The sequence below is a fragment of the Actinocatenispora sera genome (genome assembly GCF_018324685.1).
Lineage (GTDB): Bacteria > Actinomycetota > Actinomycetes > Mycobacteriales > Micromonosporaceae > Actinocatenispora > Actinocatenispora sera.
Map to the genome: position 1 here is coordinate 6,694,085 of NZ_AP023354.1, position 16,324 is coordinate 6,710,408.

Sequence of the window (16,324 nt, forward strand, 5' to 3'; positions counted from 1 at the left end):
CCCCGCCCCATGCCCGACCCCGACGCGCCGGCCGCCCCCGCGACCGACCCGGCCGCATGCCCGTCCCGCGCGCTGGCCCCGTGACCGAGACACTCCGGCACGGTCGCATGGCCGACGTGGCGTCGGACGGGCCGGGACGACGGCTGCGGGCCGGTCAGCCGACAGGGAGACCGGCCCGGTCGTCTTCGAGTGCGCGGCGGAGGGTGGCGAGGGCGGCAGCCGTCTCGGCGATCTGCTCGGCACCGACGACCGGGACCACGAGCGCGGCGAGGGTGTCGTGGAAGGTGCGTTCGGCCGCGGCGACCAGGGTCGCGCCGGCGCGGGTGAGCGAGATCAGCGACGAGCGCCCGTCCGCCGGGTTCGGGTGCCGGGCAACCCAACCGCGCGCCTCGAGCCGGTCGACGCCCTTGCTGATGGCGCCGACCCCGGCGGCGAAGTTCGTCGCGACCTCGACGACGCGCGCGCCCGGATGGCCACGGACGTACCGGAGCAGTTCGAACTGGGCGGTGTGGATGCCGTGCTCGGCGCGGAGGCATTCGCCGACCGCGTTGTACAGCCGCGTCTCGCACCGGACCAGGTCGTCGAAGAATCCGGCGAGCCGCACGTTTGCCGATGTGGATGCCATGGCATACATTCTACCGGTACATGCCACGGCATATAACTGGGTCGGCCAGCGGACCGGGAGAACAGATGAGCAGGGCACAGCGACAGACACTCGACGCGAGGCTGCGAACGGCGACACCGCCGCCACCGACCGCATCGATCGCGCAACGTAGGGCCGGCTTCGCCGCCTTCATGGCGTCGTTCCCGGTGCCCACCGACGTGCGGCGAGCGCCGGCCGAGCTGGGCGGGCGGCCCGCGGTGCTGGTCGAGCCGGCGACCGAACCGCGGCCCGGCACGATCCTGTACTTCCACGGCGGCTCGTTCTCGCTCGGATCGCCGACGACGTCGCTGGCGCTCACCGCCCACCTGGTCCGGCGCACCGGTGTCCGGGCCGTCTCGCTGGACTACCGGCTCGCCCCCGAACACCCGTTCCCGGCCGGCATCGAGGACTGCCTGGCCGCATACCGGGAGCTGCTCGCCGAGGTCGACCCCGCCTCGATCGCCCTCGTCGGCGACTCGGCCGGCGGCGGTCTTGCGGTGACGACGTGCCTCGCCGCCCGCGACGCCGCACTGCCGATGCCCGCGACGATCGTGGCGTTCTCACCAGGACTCGACCACACCCGCAGCGGCGCGACGATGCGTACCAAGGAGGGGGCCGACCCGTTCTTCACCCAAGCCGACATGGCCCGCACCCGCGAGTTGTACCTCGGCGGGCAGGACCCGGACCAGCCGCTGCTGGCCCCGGCGGCACGCGCGGACCTGACCGGGTTCCCGCCGATCCTGCTCCAGGTCGGCTCGAACGAACTGCTCCTCGACGACTCGGTACGGCTGGCCGAACGAGCCCGGGAGGCCGAGGTGGACGTGATTCTCGACGTCACGGCGGGCGTCCCGCACGTGTTCCCGGCGTACGCCGGGACCCTCGATGAAGCGGACCAGGCGCTCGACCGTGCCGCGCTGTTCCTCACCCAGCACCTGCCCGTGGCCTGACGCCGGATCGCGCGGCGGGCCGTCCGCCGGGAACGGCGCGAACACGAACGCGGAAGGCCGACCGGCGCCGGCGCGTCCACGGGCAGGCTCGGCGAGTCGGTGCCGTCAGCTGGTGGGGCCGGCCGGGGTCCAGCCGGCGGCCTGGGAACGCAGGCGGTAGCGGGACGGGTCGTACGGGTCGAGGTCCTCGCCGCAGTGCGCGCAGCGGGCGACGACGTGCAGCGGGTGACCGCAGTCGTGCTCGACCACCATGGGCGGCTCGTCCACCAGCCAGTGGTCGCCCCAGATCCGCAGCGCGTTGAGCACCGGTACCAGGTCGCGGCCGGCCGCGGTGAGCCGGTACTCGAACCGGGGCGGGTGCTCCTGGTACGCGCGGCGGGTCAGCACGCCGGCCGCCTCCAGCCCGCGCAGCCGGGCGGTGAGCACGTCGCGCGGTGCGCCGGTGTTGCGGGCGATCTGGCCGAACCGGCGGTTGCCCAGGTTGATCTCGCGGATGGCGAGCAGCGCCCAGCGCTCCCCCACCACGTGCAGCGCGGCGGCGATCGAGCAGGGCCGCCCGGGTAGATCGGTCGCCGGCCGACGTTCGGGCAGGGCGGTCGCGCCCGGCCGCTCGGACGCCGCGGCGGTCACGTCCGCGCCGCCCCGGTCGGTTCGGCGCCGGTCGGCACGGCCGCCGGTCCGGCGCCGGGCGGCGCCGTCGGTGGTCCGGCGCCGCCCGGCGCCGTCGGTGGTCTCGGTACTCATCGCCGTCAAGGTTTGCATATCAAACCGACTGCGGCTACCGTGCCAGTGAGTTGGGAATCCAAACTCACCCGGGAGTCCACATGCCCGAGGCACTGATCGTCGATGCCGTACGCAGCCCGATCGGCCGCGGCCGGCCCACCGGCGCGCTGCACGACGTCCATCCCGTCGACCTGCTCGCGCACAGCCTGCGCGCGCTCGTCGACCGCACCGGGTTGGACCCGGCAGCGGTCGACGACGTCGTGGGCGGCACCGTCACCCAGGCCGGCGAGCAGGCGCTCAACCCCACCCGCAGCGCGGTGCTCGCCGCCGGCTTCCCCGAGTCCGTACCGGCGACGACCGTCGACCGGCAGTGCGGCAGCAGCCTGCAGGCGCTGCACTTCGCCGCGCAGGGCGTCCAGGCCGGCGCGTACGAGGTGGCGATCGCCGCCGGCGTCGAGTCGATGGGCCGGGTGCCGATGGGCTCCGCGGTACTGCCCGGCAGCAACCCGTTCGGCCCGGCGCTGGCGCAGCGGTACCCGGAAGGGCTCGTGCCGCAAGGCATCTCGGCCGAGCTGATCGCGGCCCGGTGGGACATCGGCCGGACCGAGATGGACGAGTTCAGCCTCGCCTCGCACCAGAAGGCCGCCGCCGCGACGAAGGACGGCGCGTTCGAGGCGGAGATCGCCCCGATCGCCGGCCTGGACCGCGACGAGGGCGTACGGCTGGACACCAGCATGGCGGCGCTCGGCGCGCTGCGCCCGGCGTACCGCGACGAGGCGATGGCGGCGCGCTTCCCGCAGCTGCGCTGGGAGATGACCGCCGGCAACACCAGCCAGATCAGCGACGGCAGCGCCGCGGTGCTGGTGGCCTCACCGGAGGCCGCCCGCCGGTACGGGCTGCGGCCGCTCGCCCGGGTGCACAGCGTGGCCGTCGCCGCCGACGATCCGCTGTACATGCTGACCGCGATCGTGCCCGCCACCGAGAAGGTGCTGCAACGGGCCGGGCTGCGGCTCGCCGACATCGACCTGTTCGAGGTCAACGAGGCGTTCGCCGCCGTGGTACTGGCGTGGGCCGCACGCACCGGCGCCGATCTCGACCGGGTCAACGTCAACGGCGGCGCCATCGCGCTCGGCCACCCGCTCGGCGCGACCGGCGCCCGCATCACCGCCACCCTGGTACACGCGCTGCACCAGCGCGGTGCCCGCTACGGCCTCCAGGTCATCTGCGAGGCCGGCGGCCAGGCCAACGCCACCATCCTCGAACGCCTCCCCGCCTGATCCCGCGCGCGCCGGCGTTCGTTCGGTTGAACCCGGCATGCCGGCGGCATTCGTGCAGTTGCGCGCGGGCGAGCAGGCGGCGTTCAGTTGGACGCGCTCGCGCGGGTGGCGCGGCGGAACCGTTCGTCCGGCGGCAGGGTCATCCCGCCGGACGCGGCGGGATCGGGCCGGGTGGCGTCCAGGGCGGCGACCAGCCGGGCCGGGCTCCGGCCGTAGAACGGGCCCCGAGCGTCGGTCGGCGTGCTGCGGCCCTGCGCGCGCAGGCTCGGGATGACGTCTCCCCGGCCGAGAACGCCGGCCCGGTACGGGAAGATCGAGTCCGGGCTCAGCGCGCACCAGCCGGCGACCGAGACCCGCTTCGTCCGGTCCAGGTGCACGATCGGCAGCACGTACTGCCGGCCCACCGACATCATCGGCTCGCCGCGCAGCCGGACCGGGGTGCGTTTCGTACCGTGGAACTGCCAGCCGTCGAGGTCGGTCTCGAACGACGCGGGTGCCGCGGGCGCGCCGGTTCGGGACCACAGCACCCGGTCGATCCGCAGCTCGATCACCCGCGGGACGAAGCCCTCGCCGGCCTGGGACTCCTCCCCGGTCGGGGCGAGCCGGCGCTCCCGGGCCACCGTGGCGAGCACCAGCTGATCGGCGTACGTGACCCAGTCGGTCAGCGTCGCGCTCGGCAGCAGCTGATCCCCGGTGGAGACGAGCACCGCCGGCGGCGCGGCCCGGTGGTGCGCCTCGCCGGCACGCAGCGCGAACGTCGCCACCACCGCGCCGGCGAGCACCACCGGCACGGCGACGGCCGCGAACAGCCTGGTACGCACCGGAACCCTCCTCGCGCCGCCACCACTGCCGGTTCGACGAACGCCGGCCGGCCACGGTTCCCCGCACACGCAAACCCGGGCCGTCCGTTGGAGGGCGCGGCTTCGCGCGGGCGAGGTCAGGCCAGGAACCGGGTCAGTGCGGACAGCCAGCGGTCTGGTTGGTCCACGTGGGCCATGTGGCCGGCCTCGTCCAACACGACGGCACGCGCCGAGCCGAGTTGCTCCGCGGCCGTTTCGGCCAGCGATGCCGGGAAGGTCATGTCCGCACGGCCGTGCAGGAGCAGTACGGGCAGCGCCAGTTCCGCGAAACGGGCGACGGCGTCGTCCGGTAGCGCGTTGGGCAGGCGACCGGCCTGCCACGGGCGCAGCCACTCGGCCGAGAACCTGACCGCGTCCAGCCGCCGCAGGTATTCCGGCAGCACCTCGCGGCGCCATACGCTCGCCGGTGCCGCGGCGAGTGCCCAGGCCCGTACCAGCTCGGGACCGGTGAACCCGGCCGGGTCGGGGCCGAGCTCCGCTCCCTGAGCCTGTCGCAGGTCGCGTTCCGCCCAGCCAGCGAAGGCGTCGGGCGGCACCGGCAGCATGCTGCTGGAGGCCACGACCAGCCGGCGCACCCGGTGTGGCGCGGCGAGCGCCAGCCGTTGGGCGATCCGGCCGCCGGTCGAGAACCCCAGTACGTCGGCGGTCTCGACCTTCTTGGCGGTCAGCAGTGCCAGCAGGTCGCGCACCACCGCGTCCCACTGGTACTCGTGCTCGGGCAGGCCACGGGTGCTCCGCCCGCAGCCCCGCAGGTCGGGCAGCAGCACCCGATGGCCACCAGCCAATTCCGCCAGGGGTTCCCGAAGGTACGAGTGGTCCCAGTCGGGGCCGCCGTGGATCACCAGCAACGTGCGCTCGACCGGACCGGCGGTCTCCGCGACGAACAGTTCCACGTCCGGCTCGACCCCGACCCGCACCACACTCTCCGCAAACACCGCACCACCCTGGCACAACCACGAAGCCCTCTGTTCACTCAGCCTGCCGCTCCTTCAGCGGAGCAGTCTCCGTGTGGCCGGCGTGGCGCCGAGGGTCGATGTAGTACATATCCTGTACCATTGGTTCATGGGGCTCAAGCGGACGAACGTCTACGCCGACGAGGACGATCTCGCGGTGATCAAACAGGGCGCGGAGCGCACTGGAAGGTCCGAATCGGAGATCATTCGTGAAGCGATTCACCGGGCGGCACTCGCCCAGCGGGTCTGGGACGAACCATTCGTGACTCGCGACGAGGGGTTACACCTCGGGAAGTCTCTTACTAAGAAGGACATCAAGGACGCCGTGGTGGATGGGTACGAGACCAGGCGGGACCGCAACCGGTGATCGTCGCGGCGGATACGTCCGGGTTGATCACGCTGTTCAACCTCGACGACCCGGCGTACGAACAGGCTGTTGCGGTTGCCGATGGTGCTGAGCTGCTGGTGACAACGGCGTTGGCGCTCACCGAGGTCCACTGGGTGGTTACCAGCCGGGTCGGCGCCGCCGCGGCCAACCATGTTCTCCGGTCGTTGACCGCACACATCCGGACCGAGCGGCTCGCGGTCGCCGATACCAGTGCGGAACTTATCGACACCGCGCTGGCCGTCCGGGCTCGCTACCGGAACCTGAACTTGGATCTGGTGGACGCGGCCATCGTTGCCGTTGCTGCGGAGTACGACACAGATGCCGTGCTGACCCTCGATCAACGCGACTTCCGCGCAATTCGCCCGTTGGGCCGTTGGTCGTGTTTCCGAGTGTTGCCTGCTGACCTCGGTTGATTCGGCGAGCTGCCTCGGGGCGACGTAGCGCTGAGCGACAACGGCGACGCCCCCGACGGTTGCGTCGGGGGCGTCGCCGTGCGTTGGTCAGGAGAGGGTGACGGTGAGGGTCTTGCCGTAGGTGTGGCGGGTGGTGGCGACGATCCGGGTACCGCCGGGCACCCGGTGCGCGGTGACGCCGTCGTCGGCGTCGGTCAGGCGCAGCGGGCGGCCCCGCACGATCACCGACACGGTGTCACGCTCGGTCGTCGGGTCGCTGATCGCGAGCTGCACCTCGCCGTGCTTGCCGGTACGGGCGAGCACGCAGGCGGGGCCGTCCACCACCAGCCGTTCGACGTGGTGCGTCCCGGCGGTGAAGGTGTTGGCGCACACCAGGTCCAGCCCGCCGTGCCGGATCGCCTGCAGCTTCGTCGAGTTGGCGAGGACGGCCAGCGGGCCGCGCCGGTAGCCGGCGAGCTGCTTCTCGGTGGCGTTCGGCACGATCGCGTACGCCATCCGGGCCGGGCGGGCGCCGGCCGGCTGCTCCACCGACAGTCCGAACACCTGCTTGGTGGCGATGGTGTCCGGGTTCGACTCGCGCACCACCCGGCGTGACTTCGACACCGTGTCCAGCGTGACGGTCGGCTTCTGCCGGTACAGGAAGACGTAGCCGACGGCGGTGTCGTTGCTGGCGTTGGCGTACCGCAGCCAGGACAGGTCGGCGGTACCGGTGCCGGCGAAGTCGCCGCCGTCGCGGGTGCGGCCGGTGAGCGTCACCGCGTCGGACTCCGCCGCGATGCGGGTGTCCACGGTGGTCGACACGGCGCGGCCGGCCGGGTCACCGACGCCGGCGGCGAGCACCACGATCTCGTCGTCGAGCAGGAACCAGGACTTGACCGCCCGCGCGTTGCGGTAGGCGACGAAGTCGCCGGGCAGCTTGCCGGCCTGCTGCGCGGCGTACGCGGCGTCGTCGGAGAGCACCAGCGCGGCGGAGCCGTACGGGTCGAGGGTGGCGCCGCCGGAGTGCGGGTCGGTGCCGAGCGGGAAGTAGACGTACGTGTTCTGCGACTCCGACGAGGAGGTGAACCCGGCGTCGGGGTTGTCGTACCAGTCGGTGCCGTACAGCTGCGGGATCGTCTTGCGTTCCTCGACCGGCGCGGTCACGCCGGCCAGCCGGTACGGGGAGACGGTGGTGAGGTAGTCGACGCCGAACGCGGTGGACTGGTCCTGCCCGGACAGGTAGAGGTAGTGCGCGCCGTCGCCCTCGAACCACGGGGTCAGGTTCTCGCCGCTCATGTACTCGTACTTGCTGATCCGGCTGGAGCTGCGGGCCAGCGTGAAGCAGAAGCCGGGCCGGCGGTGCACGGTGCGGTCCATCGCGTTGAAGCCGATGGACACCGCCGCCGGGTTCAGGTCGGCCGGCTCGACCGAGTCGTCGGACAGGATGTCGGCGTAGCTCGCCACCGTCACCGGCGACACGAACTTGGCCGGATCCACCGTCGCCTTCGCCACCTGGTTGAGGTACTTCGCGTAGCCGGCCAGCGTGGCGGCATCCGTGCCGGTGGAGTTCGTGGCGAGGTTGACCACGCCCTCGATCACCGCGACACCGTCGGTGTAGCCGGTGGTGGTACGGGAGATGGCGCGCCCCTTGACCGCCTCCATCATCCAGCCCTCGAAGATCACCGGCGCGAACCCGTGCTGCACCCAGCCGCGCACCACGCCGGTCAGGTCGTCGCCGCCGAGATAGCCGGTACCGGCGAGCATCGTGATGGTCTGCAGCGCCGCGGTGAGCAGCACCTTGCCGTACGACCCGTTGTACGCCACCGACGCGTGCTGGATGAACGACCCGTCCGCGTAGTAGCCGTCGGTCACGCCGTGCTGCAGCTGGTACGGGTCGACCGTGGCGTACACGGTGAGCTGGTCGGCGGCCGCCTTGCTGATCCGGGCGTCGTCGCCGAGCACCGCGCCCTGCAGGATCCGGTTGGTGGTGATGTTGGCGAGGTTCGCGCCGGTGTGGAACCGCGAGTCGAGGTCGACGTCGCCGTCCTTGCCGTTGCGCAGGTAGCCGTCCATCGCCGCGACGAAGGTCTGTGGCAGGTCCGGGTGGTAGTCGGCGATCGTGTCGGCCAGCAGCGCGAGCGTGTTGCTCACCTGGGTGGAGATGCCGATCTCCCAGTTGAACCAGTTGCCGTAGTACCCCTTCGACTGGTCGCCGTAGTAGCTGTCGTACAGCCAGACCATCTTGTCGATCACGGTGTGCTGCACGTCCAGGTTGTCGTGCAGGTCCGAGGTGCTGCCGGGTACCCGGGTGGCCAGCGCGATCTGGTTCAGGTACTGGAACGACTTGGTCAGGTTGCTGTCGTTGGTACCCAGCGGCACGCCGTGGAACAGCTCGCCGGCGCCGGCGGAGTCCAGCGCGGCGAGCCGGGTGCGCGCGGTCGAGTCGATCGCGGCGAGCTTGTCCGCGACCTCGCTGCGCGCGTTCGATGCGGCGGTACCGGCGAACAGCGCCACGGTGTTCGCCAGCACCGTGGCCTGGTCACCGGCCGCGGCGGCGGTGGCGGAGCCGCCGGCCGGTGCGGCGGCGGCCCGCTCGCGGAGGGGACCGGCCACCGCGACCAGGCTCGCGGCGGGGATGATCGACAACACGGCTCGGCGGGTGACAGCCACGCTCGCTCCCGACACTCGATGCTTCCGGCTCTTTGCGGAAAACGCTTACCGGATTCAACCAGCCCTTCCGGTGCGCGGCAATACCGAACCACACCGCGTCTGACCTCAGGATTCGGAGGTCGGCGGCAAATGCCGCGTTCCCACCGAGCGACGTGACACCGCGCAACGGTGCGTGTGCTCAGGGGCCCACACAGCGGACTCTCACAATCCACCGCCAACGGCGATGTGCTGACCGGTGACGTAGCTGGCGCCGTCCGAACAGAGGAAGCCGACCATTTCGGCGACCTCGCGGGCGGTACCGAAACGGCCGAACGGGATCTGGGCTGCCATCTCTTCTGCCATCCGGGCGAGCTGCGCGGCCGGGGCGCCGCTCTTGGACCAGATCGGCGTGTCGATCGCTCCCGGACTGACCGCGTTGACCCGGATGCGCCGGGGCGCCAGTTCGAGGGCCAGGCTGGGCACCATCGCAAGCAGCGCACCGCGGCTCGCGGCCGTGACGCTGCCACCCGCGATGCCGCGGGCCACCCCGGTACCGACCGTGAACACCACGGATGCGCCGTCGGTCAGCAGCGGCGAAAGCCGCTGCAGGGTGAAGAACTGGCCCTTCGTGTTGACCTCGAACACCTCGTCGAAGGCGGCCTCCTCGACCGCGTCGATCGGGGTGCTGCGGGAGATGCCGGCGTTGAGGAACAGCGCCGACAGCGACCCGAACCGGGTTCGGACCTCCTCGGCGAGCCGGTCGGTGTCGGCCAGCGAGCGCGAGTCGGCCCGGATCACGACGATCCCGTCGGGCAGCTCGCGGCGCGCGGCCGCGGTGGATTCCGCCGTGCGACCGGTGACCACCACCCGGTGGCCGCGCTCGTGCAGCAGTTCGGCGGTGGCCCGGCCGATTCCGCTGGTACCGCCGGTGATCAGGGCTGTTGGTGCGGGCATCGAGACCTCCTGGTGTCCGGTCGCCGCGGCAGTGTGCTCGTCGCCGAGGCTCAATCGGAGGGTCCTCCGATTGAATTCGACGATAGCAGCCGGTCCCGCCGGCAACGACCGGTCCCCCGCGCCGTAGCCGGGACCCGCACTCGCCGCTCTAGACTCGGCGGCGATGCCCACCGCCGAACCCGGCCGGCCCCGCGCCCGCATCGCCGAGGCGCGGCGCAACCGGCAGAAGCTGATCGAGGTCGCGACGCAGGCGTTCGCCGCCGAGACGAAGCCCGTCGCGCTGGAGACGATCGCCAAGCGCGCCGGCGTCGGGATCGGCACGCTGTACCGGCACTTCCCGAACCGGGAGGCGCTGGTCGAGGCGATCTACGCCGACCAGATCGGCCAGCTGCGGACCAGCGCGGAGAAGCTGCTCGCGAGCCACCCGCCGGCGGCGGCGCTGCGCCGCTGGACCGGCACCTTCCTCGAATGGGCCGCCGCCAAGCACGGCATGGCCGAAGCGCTGCACCGGGTGGTGGCCAGCGGGCGGATCACCCACGGCGAGATGCGCGGTGAGCTCATCGCGGCGGTCGCGCTGTTCCTCGAGGCAGGTGCGGCGGCCGGGGACCTGCGCGCCGACGCCGACCCGGCCGACGTGGCGGCGCTTTTCGCCGGGGTCCTGGTCGTCGCCGGCGCGCCGGACCACCGCGACCAGGCCCAGCGGATGCTGTACCTGATCGTCGACGGCCTGCGCCCCGCGCCCGCATCCCCCTGACGATCCCGCTCGCCCGACACCGAGCCGCCCCGTCTGTTCGACGGGGCGGCATCCGGGCGGCGTCCGGAGGCGACATTCGGGCACTGCCCGGCTGGGGCATCCGGGCGCGGCCGGCGCGGAACCGTCAGCCGCGCCGGGGCAGGGCGAGGGCACCCACGGCGACCAGGACGTCGACGGCCGCCAGCAGCATCAGCGCCACCGCGAAGGCCGGCGGGTAGCTGTCCGGCGTCGGCTGCGCGCCGAGCACCCGGTAGAACACCACGCCGACCAGCGCCACCCCGACCGCGCCGCCCGCCTGTTGCGCGGCGGTCAGGACGCCGGAGCCGGCCGCCACGTTCGCCGGCGCCACCTTCGACAGCGCGATCGCGGGCAGCGGCGGGATCGCGAACCCCATCCCCGCCCCCGCCACCACCAGCGCCGGGATCAGCGTCTCGACGCTCGCGTGCGACCAGCCCGACGCGGTCTCGGCGAGCATGCCGTACCCGACCGCGACGATCGCCGCGCCCAACGTGATCGTGTACCGGCCGAGCCGGGCGGCGACGCGCCCCGACAGCATCGTGGCGACGAAGTACCCCAGGCCCATCGGGACGAAGATCAGCCCGGCGCCGAGCGCACCCAGCCCGCGCCCGTCCTGCAGGTACAGCGCCAGTACCAGGAAGAACGATGCCATCGTCAGCTGGAACACGAACGCCAGCGCCACCCCGATCGAGTAGCTGCGGGCCGCGAACAGCGACAGGGTCACCAGCGGTGCCCGACCCCCGGCGGCACGCCGACGCTGGTGCAGGACGAAGCCGACGAGCAGCGGTACCGCCGCCGCCAGGCAACCGAACAGCCAGCCCGGCCAGCCCAGGTCCTGCCCCTCCACCAGCGGCAACACCACGGCAACCAGGCCGACGCTGACCAGCACGGTACCGATCAGGTCGGGTCGGGCGGCGACCGGCGAGCGCGACTCGCGCAGCAGGCGGGGCGCGAGCAGCACCGCGACCAGCCCGATCGGCACGTTGATCAGGAAGATCGAACGCCAGCCGGCGCCCGCCAGGTCCAGGTGGATCAGCACGCCGCCGATCAGCTGGCCGAACACCGCACCCAGCCCGATCGCCAGGCCGTACGCGGCGAACGCCTTCGACCGCCGCGCACCGGTGAACTCGGCGTTGAGGATCGCCAGTACCTGCGGCATCAGCAGCGCCGCGGCGATGCCCTGCGCCACCCGTGCGGCGATCAGTACGCCGACCGTCGGCGCCAGGCCGCACACCAGCGACGCGGCGGTGAACCCGGCCAGGCCGATCATCAAGAGCCGGCGCCGCCCGTACAGGTCGCCGAGCCGGCCACCGGTGATCAGCCCGGCGGCGAGCGCCAGCCCGTACCCGGCGACGGTGAACTGGATCGCGGTCGGCCCGGCCCGCAGGTCGGTCGACAGCGACGGGATCGCGACGTTGACGATGAAGAAGTCCAGCGTGGTGACGAACGTCCCGGCCAGCAGGACCAGGAGGCTCAGCCAGCCGAGGCCGGCCGCCGTCCGGGTCGGCGCGCTGGTCGGTACCGCGGTGGTGGCCATGGTCGGTGCCCTTCGATCTGGGTGAACCGCCCGGATCGAGCGGCACGATCGACGCTAGGGACGCCGGCGCGGCGGCGAATCAGTCACGGTTAGGTACTTCGACCGGCCGCCCCGGGCGCTCCTCGGTGGCCTGCGAAACGTCTCGGGACATGTCGGTGCCGGCAGGTACCGTGCCGGCATGTTGTACGGACGGCAGGCGGAGCTGGACGCGCTGCACGAGCTGCTCGCCGCGGTGCGCGCCGGCGCCGGAGCCGGGCTGGTGCTCCGGGGCGAGGCCGGCATCGGCAAGACCGCGCTGCTCGACGCGCTCGCGGCCACCGACGGCGTGCGGGTGCTGCGCGCCGCCGGCGTCGAGTCCGAGGTGGAGCTGCCGTTCGCGGGGCTGCACCTGTTGCTGCGGCCGGTCCTGGACCGGGTCGGCACGCTGCCCGAGGTGCAGGCCACCGCGCTGCGCGGCGCGCTCGGCCTCGCCGCCGGGAACGGTACCGACTCCGACGGGTTCCTCGTCGGCCTCGCCGCGCTGTCGCTGCTGGCCGAGCTGGCCGCGGACCGGCCGCTGCTGGTGCTGGTGGACGACGCGCAGTGGCTGGACCGCGCATCCGCCGCGGCATTGCTGTTCGCCGCCCGCCGGCTGGACGCCGACTCGGTCGGCATGATCTTCGCCACCCGCGACGTGCCCGACTTCCCCACTCCCGGGCTGCCCGAGCTGCGGCTGGCCGGGCTGGCCGACGATGCCGCCGGCGAGCTGCTCGACGCCGGCGGAACCGGCCTCGACCCGGTCCGGCGCGACCGGGTGCTGGCCGCGGCGGCCGGCAACCCGCTCGCGCTGCTGGAGCTGCCCGGTGCGCTCGGCGACGCGGCCGACCACGGCGCGCTGCCGCTGACCGACCGGCTGCGCGCGGCGTTCCGGGCCCGGCTGGCCGGCCTGACCGACGGCGTGCGCGACCTGCTGCTGGTGGCGGCGCTGGACGGCACCGGCGAGCTGCCGGTGCTGCTGCGCGCGGCGGCACGGTTCGGCGCCGGCACCGGCACCGGCACCGGCGAGCTGGACACCGCGGTGCGCGCCGGGCTGCTCACCGTCCTCGACCCGGACGACCGGGTCGCCTTCCGGCACCCGCTGGTGCGGGCCACGGTGGCGCAGGACGCGCCGCCGGGCCGGCGGATCGCGGCGCACACGGCGCTGGCCGCCGCGTGGGACACCCCGGGCGGTGCCGATCGGCGCGCCTGGCACCTCGCCGCCGCGGCGACCGCGCCGGACGAGCAGATCGCGGTGGCGCTGACCGAGGCCGCCGCGCGCGCCGCCGGGCGGCACGGCCACGCCGCCGAGGCCGCCGCGTACGCGCGAGCCGCCGAACTGAGCGAGGCGGCCGACGCCCGGCTGCGCCGGCTCACGCTCGCCGCCGAGGCCGCCGCGGAGGCCGGCGAGCTGGACCGGTCCGCCCGGCTCGCGGCCGACGCCACGGCGGCCCTCGCCGGTACCTCGCCGGCCGGCGCCGAGGGACGACCCGCGACCGGCGAACCCTCCGCCGGCACCGATCCGTCGCCGGTCGACGACGTCGACGTGCGACGTGCCGGCGGTGCCGATCCGCGCCTGGCCGCGCGGCTGCTGTCGGTCCGGGCGGCGGCATCGTTCTGGCGCGGCAGCCTCGGCACCGCGCACCGGGCGTACCTGCGCGCCGCCGACCTGCTCGCCCCGATCGACGCCGGCGCCAGCACCGCGCTGCTGGTGGAGGCGGTGCACGTCGGGTGGTACACCGGCGAGCGCGAGCTGGCCGAGGCGTACGACCGGCTGGCGACCGCGCTCGGGTCCGATCCCGGCACGCCGAACGCCGGTGACTGCGAGGCGACCGCGATGGCCCGGCTGACCCTGCTCGGGGTCGGGCCGGCGATCGGGCGGGCGACGCCGACCGAGCCGTCGCCGGACGAGGCGATGGCCACGGTGCGCCGGCTGGTCGCCCGGCCCGGCTGGCAGATCATGACCGCCGCCGTCGGCATCGTGCTCGGCCAGGACGGCAGCACCATCGACATCGGTGCCGAGGAGGTCGCGCAGGCGCACCGGCACGGCCGGATCGGCCGGCTGCCGCAGGCGCTGTTCTACCTCGCCTCCGGCCGGGCGTACGCCGGCTGGCACGAGGCGGCCGCTCGGGACGCCGCCACCGGGGTCGAGCTGGCCCACGCCACCGACCAGCGGCAGTGGGCCGGCCGGCTGCGCGAACCGCTGGCCCATCTCGCCGCCGTGGCCGGCGACGAGGCGCGGGTGCACCGGCTCGTCGACGACGCACGCGCCGACGCCGCGGCGTCCGATCCCGACTGGGACGTGCCCTGGGTGCACTCGTCGCTGGGGCTGGTGGAGCTGAGCCTGGGGCGGGCCGAACCGGCGCTGGCCGAGCTGTCCGCGCTCGCCGCGCAACGCGCGTTGTTCCACATCCCGGCGATCCGCAGCGTGCCGGACCTGGTCGAGGCCGCGGTCCGGGCCGGCCGGCCGGACGCCGCTGCCGACGCGCTGCACCAGTACCGGCGCTGGGCCGCGCACACCGGACAGGGCTGGGTCGCCGCGCTGGTACTGCGGTGCGAGGCGCTGCTGGCCGACGACGCCACGGCCGAGCAGAAATACGAGGCGGCGCTCGCCGGCTCGCGGCGGGCGAACCGGCCGTTCGAGACCGCCCGCACCGCCCTGCTGTACGGCGAGTGGCTGCGCCGGCTGCGGCGCCGCACCGAGGCGCGCGAGCACCTGCAGGCGGCGGTCCGCGCGTTCGACCGGCTGGCCGCCCCGCCGTGGGCGCAGCGGGCCCGGGCGGAGCTGGCCGCGGCCGGGCAGGCGAGCGAGCAGGCGCCGACCGACACGCTCGCCGTGCTCACCCCGCAGGAGCGCCAGATCGTGCTGCTCGCCGCGCGCGGACTGTCCAACAAGGACATCGCGGGCCGGTTGTTCCTGAGCCCGCGCACCGTCGGCTACCACCTCTACAAGGCGTACCCGAAGCTCGGTGTGCTGTCCCGCGGCGAGCTGCCCGCGGTGGTCGGCGGCAGCTGAGCCGGCGGCCGCGGCGGTGCGCGCCCGACCCGCCACCGGTGCCGGCTTCCGCTCCCGGCACCGGTGCGGGCAAGGACGATCGGCGGCCACCGGTGTCGGCGGCCCGACCGGTCCGGGCGATCAGCCGGCCAGGCCGTGCCGGCGGTCGCCCAGGACCCGCTCGGCGACCCGGGCCTCGTCGGCCGCCGAGAACCCGTCCGCCCGGGCCGCCACGGCCTCGCGCACCCGTTCCTCGATCAGGTCGGCGTTGAGCTGCGCGCCGGCCAGCGCGCCGGCCGCGGCGGCGGCACCGACCTGGGCGGTCAGGTCGGTGACGTTGCCGGCTGCCCACACTCCGGGTACCTCGGCGCGGCCGAGTTCGTCGACCGGCAGATGCTCGCCGAACCCGGACGGATGCGGTACCGGCCGCAGTCCCAGATCGCCGAGGAACCCGGCGCGCGCCACCATCCGGGTCGCCACCGCGATCGCGTCCCGGCGTACCAGGGTGCCGTCGGCGAGGCGCAACCCGACCAGTCGGTCGTCGGCCACCTCGGCCGCGGTGACGGTGCCGGCCAGTACGGGGATGTGGAGGGCGGCGAGTCGCTCGGCCGCCTCACCGGTCGGCGCCGGCGACTCGTGCACGAAGTACACGACGTCGTCGCTGAGCTGGGCGAACATCAGTGCCTGGTGCACCGACATCGGCCCGGTGGCGAGCACGCCGATCGCCTGGTCCCGCACCTCGTACCCGTGGCAGTACGGGCAGTGCACGACCTCGCGGCCCCACCGCTCGCGCAGCCCCGGCACCTCGGGCAGTTCGTCGACCAGCCCGGTCGTGACGAGCAGCCGGCGCGCCCGCACCCGGCTGCCATCGGCCAGCGTCACCACGAACCCGGCGTCGTGGCGGGCCGCCGACTCGACCGTGCCGGCCACGACCTGCCCGCCGTAGCCGCGGACCTCGTCGCGGCCGCGGGCGAGCAGGTCGCCCGGCGCCATCCCCTCCCGGCCGAGCAATCCGTGCACGCCGGCCGCCGGTGCGTTGCGCGGTTGCCCGGCGTCGACCACCAGGACCGACCGGCGGGACCGGGCGAGCATCAGGGCGCCGTTGAGTCCGGCCGCGCCGCCGCCGATCACCACCACGTCATAGCTGTTCTGCAGCGTCTCGGTCACCATGACCACCTCCGCGCTCCACGATCCGGACCGGCGCGACCTGCAGCAAACT

14 protein-coding genes are annotated in these 16,324 nt (G+C 73.9%); 6 read left to right on the plus strand and 8 right to left on the minus strand.

Features of this window, described 5'->3' with window-relative positions; translation table 11 throughout:
- Positions 1-154 precede the first annotated feature (154 nt).
- Positions 155-625, minus strand: coding sequence for a MarR family winged helix-turn-helix transcriptional regulator (locus Asera_RS31450; protein WP_030447214.1), 471 nt, complete (start codon positions 623-625; stop codon positions 155-157).
- Between the two features lie 65 nt (positions 626-690).
- Between Asera_RS31450 and Asera_RS31455 the strand changes: the two genes are divergently transcribed.
- Positions 691-1,590, plus strand: coding sequence for an alpha/beta hydrolase (locus Asera_RS31455; protein ID WP_030447215.1), 900 nt, complete (start codon positions 691-693; stop codon positions 1,588-1,590).
- A gap of 105 nt (positions 1,591-1,695) precedes the next feature.
- Here Asera_RS31455 and Asera_RS31460 read toward each other — a convergent pair whose 3' ends face one another.
- The gene (locus Asera_RS31460; RefSeq protein ID WP_084131858.1) at positions 1,696-2,334 is read right to left on the minus strand and encodes a winged helix-turn-helix transcriptional regulator; all 639 of its coding nucleotides are present in this window, start codon (positions 2,332-2,334) and stop codon (positions 1,696-1,698) included.
- Positions 2,335-2,414: 80 nt separating this feature from the next.
- On the opposite strand from Asera_RS31460, the gene Asera_RS31465 reads away from it, so the two are divergent.
- The gene (locus Asera_RS31465; RefSeq protein ID WP_030447217.1) at positions 2,415-3,590 is read left to right on the plus strand and encodes a thiolase family protein; all 1,176 of its coding nucleotides are present in this window, start codon (positions 2,415-2,417) and stop codon (positions 3,588-3,590) included.
- 83 nt (positions 3,591-3,673) lie between these two features.
- Here Asera_RS31465 and Asera_RS31470 read toward each other — a convergent pair whose 3' ends face one another.
- Together Asera_RS31470 and Asera_RS31475 are read right to left on the minus strand one after the other, a co-directional pair.
- On the minus strand, positions 3,674-4,411 hold the full coding sequence (locus Asera_RS31470; RefSeq protein ID WP_030447218.1) for a hypothetical protein: 738 nt from the start codon (positions 4,409-4,411) through the stop codon (positions 3,674-3,676).
- A 116-nt stretch (positions 4,412-4,527) separates the two neighbouring features.
- Entirely contained in the window at positions 4,528-5,385 is an 858-nt protein-coding gene (locus Asera_RS31475; protein ID WP_051802462.1) for an alpha/beta fold hydrolase, read from the minus strand.
- Between the two features lie 127 nt (positions 5,386-5,512).
- Here Asera_RS31475 and Asera_RS31480 point away from each other — a divergent pair, with 127 nt between their 5' ends.
- Complete coding sequence (locus tag Asera_RS31480; protein WP_030447220.1) at positions 5,513-5,770, plus strand: ribbon-helix-helix domain-containing protein; 258 nt, start codon at positions 5,513-5,515, stop codon at positions 5,768-5,770.
- Positions 5,767-6,204 (plus strand): PIN domain-containing protein, encoded by a 438-nt coding sequence (locus Asera_RS31485; RefSeq protein ID WP_030447221.1) that lies wholly within the window; start codon positions 5,767-5,769, stop codon positions 6,202-6,204. The genes Asera_RS31480 and Asera_RS31485 overlap by 4 nt, the downstream gene beginning before the upstream one ends.
- An 87-nt stretch (positions 6,205-6,291) precedes the next feature.
- Here Asera_RS31485 and Asera_RS31490 read toward each other — a convergent pair whose 3' ends face one another.
- Together Asera_RS31490 and Asera_RS31495 are read right to left on the minus strand one after the other, a co-directional pair.
- Positions 6,292-8,853 carry a polysaccharide lyase family 8 super-sandwich domain-containing protein gene (locus Asera_RS31490; RefSeq protein ID WP_030447222.1) on the minus strand — a complete coding sequence of 854 codons (2,562 nt, stop codon included), beginning with the start codon at positions 8,851-8,853 and terminating at the stop codon, positions 6,292-6,294.
- Positions 8,854-9,054: 201 nt separating this feature from the next.
- A complete protein-coding gene (locus Asera_RS31495) occupies positions 9,055-9,786 on the minus strand; it encodes an SDR family oxidoreductase (RefSeq protein ID WP_030447223.1) in 732 nt (243 codons plus the stop codon).
- Between the two features lie 163 nt (positions 9,787-9,949).
- Here Asera_RS31495 and Asera_RS31500 point away from each other — a divergent pair, with 163 nt between their 5' ends.
- Positions 9,950-10,540, plus strand: a complete 591-nt coding sequence (locus Asera_RS31500) for a TetR/AcrR family transcriptional regulator (protein ID WP_030447224.1) — start codon at positions 9,950-9,952, stop codon at positions 10,538-10,540.
- 124 nt (positions 10,541-10,664) lie between these two features.
- Here Asera_RS31500 and Asera_RS31505 read toward each other — a convergent pair whose 3' ends face one another.
- Positions 10,665-12,095, minus strand: coding sequence for an MFS transporter (locus Asera_RS31505; RefSeq protein WP_051802463.1), 1,431 nt, complete (start codon positions 12,093-12,095; stop codon positions 10,665-10,667).
- Between the two features lie 178 nt (positions 12,096-12,273).
- Here Asera_RS31505 and Asera_RS31510 point away from each other — a divergent pair, with 178 nt between their 5' ends.
- Positions 12,274-15,126, plus strand: a complete 2,853-nt coding sequence (locus tag Asera_RS31510) for a helix-turn-helix transcriptional regulator (RefSeq protein WP_030447226.1) — start codon at positions 12,274-12,276, stop codon at positions 15,124-15,126.
- Between the two features lie 120 nt (positions 15,127-15,246).
- Here Asera_RS31510 and Asera_RS31515 read toward each other — a convergent pair whose 3' ends face one another.
- Positions 15,247-16,272, minus strand: a complete 1,026-nt coding sequence (locus tag Asera_RS31515) for an NAD(P)/FAD-dependent oxidoreductase (RefSeq protein WP_030447227.1) — start codon at positions 16,270-16,272, stop codon at positions 15,247-15,249.
- Positions 16,273-16,324 lie beyond the last annotated feature (52 nt).

What these genes read in the sequence shown, in the direction of transcription:
- Asera_RS31455 (WP_030447215.1), top strand. Translation starts at nt 691, where the DNA reads ATGAGCAGGGCACAGCGACAGACACTCGACGCGAGGCTGCGAACGGCG.
- Asera_RS31465 (WP_030447217.1), top strand. Translation starts at nt 2,415, where the DNA reads ATGCCCGAGGCACTGATCGTCGATGCCGTACGCAGCCCGATCGGCCGC.
- Asera_RS31480 (WP_030447220.1), top strand. Translation starts at nt 5,513, where the DNA reads ATGGGGCTCAAGCGGACGAACGTCTACGCCGACGAGGACGATCTCGCG.
- Asera_RS31505 (WP_051802463.1), bottom strand. Translation starts at nt 12,095, where the DNA reads ATGGCCACCACCGCGGTACCGACCAGCGCGCCGACCCGGACGGCGGCC.
- Asera_RS31510 (WP_030447226.1), top strand. Translation starts at nt 12,274, where the DNA reads ATGTTGTACGGACGGCAGGCGGAGCTGGACGCGCTGCACGAGCTGCTC.
- Asera_RS31450 (WP_030447214.1), bottom strand. Translation starts at nt 625, where the DNA reads ATGGCATCCACATCGGCAAACGTGCGGCTCGCCGGATTCTTCGACGAC.
- Asera_RS31460 (WP_084131858.1), bottom strand. Translation starts at nt 2,334, where the DNA reads ATGAGTACCGAGACCACCGACGGCGCCGGGCGGCGCCGGACCACCGAC.
- Asera_RS31495 (WP_030447223.1), bottom strand. Translation starts at nt 9,786, where the DNA reads ATGCCCGCACCAACAGCCCTGATCACCGGCGGTACCAGCGGAATCGGC.
- Asera_RS31500 (WP_030447224.1), top strand. Translation starts at nt 9,950, where the DNA reads ATGCCCACCGCCGAACCCGGCCGGCCCCGCGCCCGCATCGCCGAGGCG.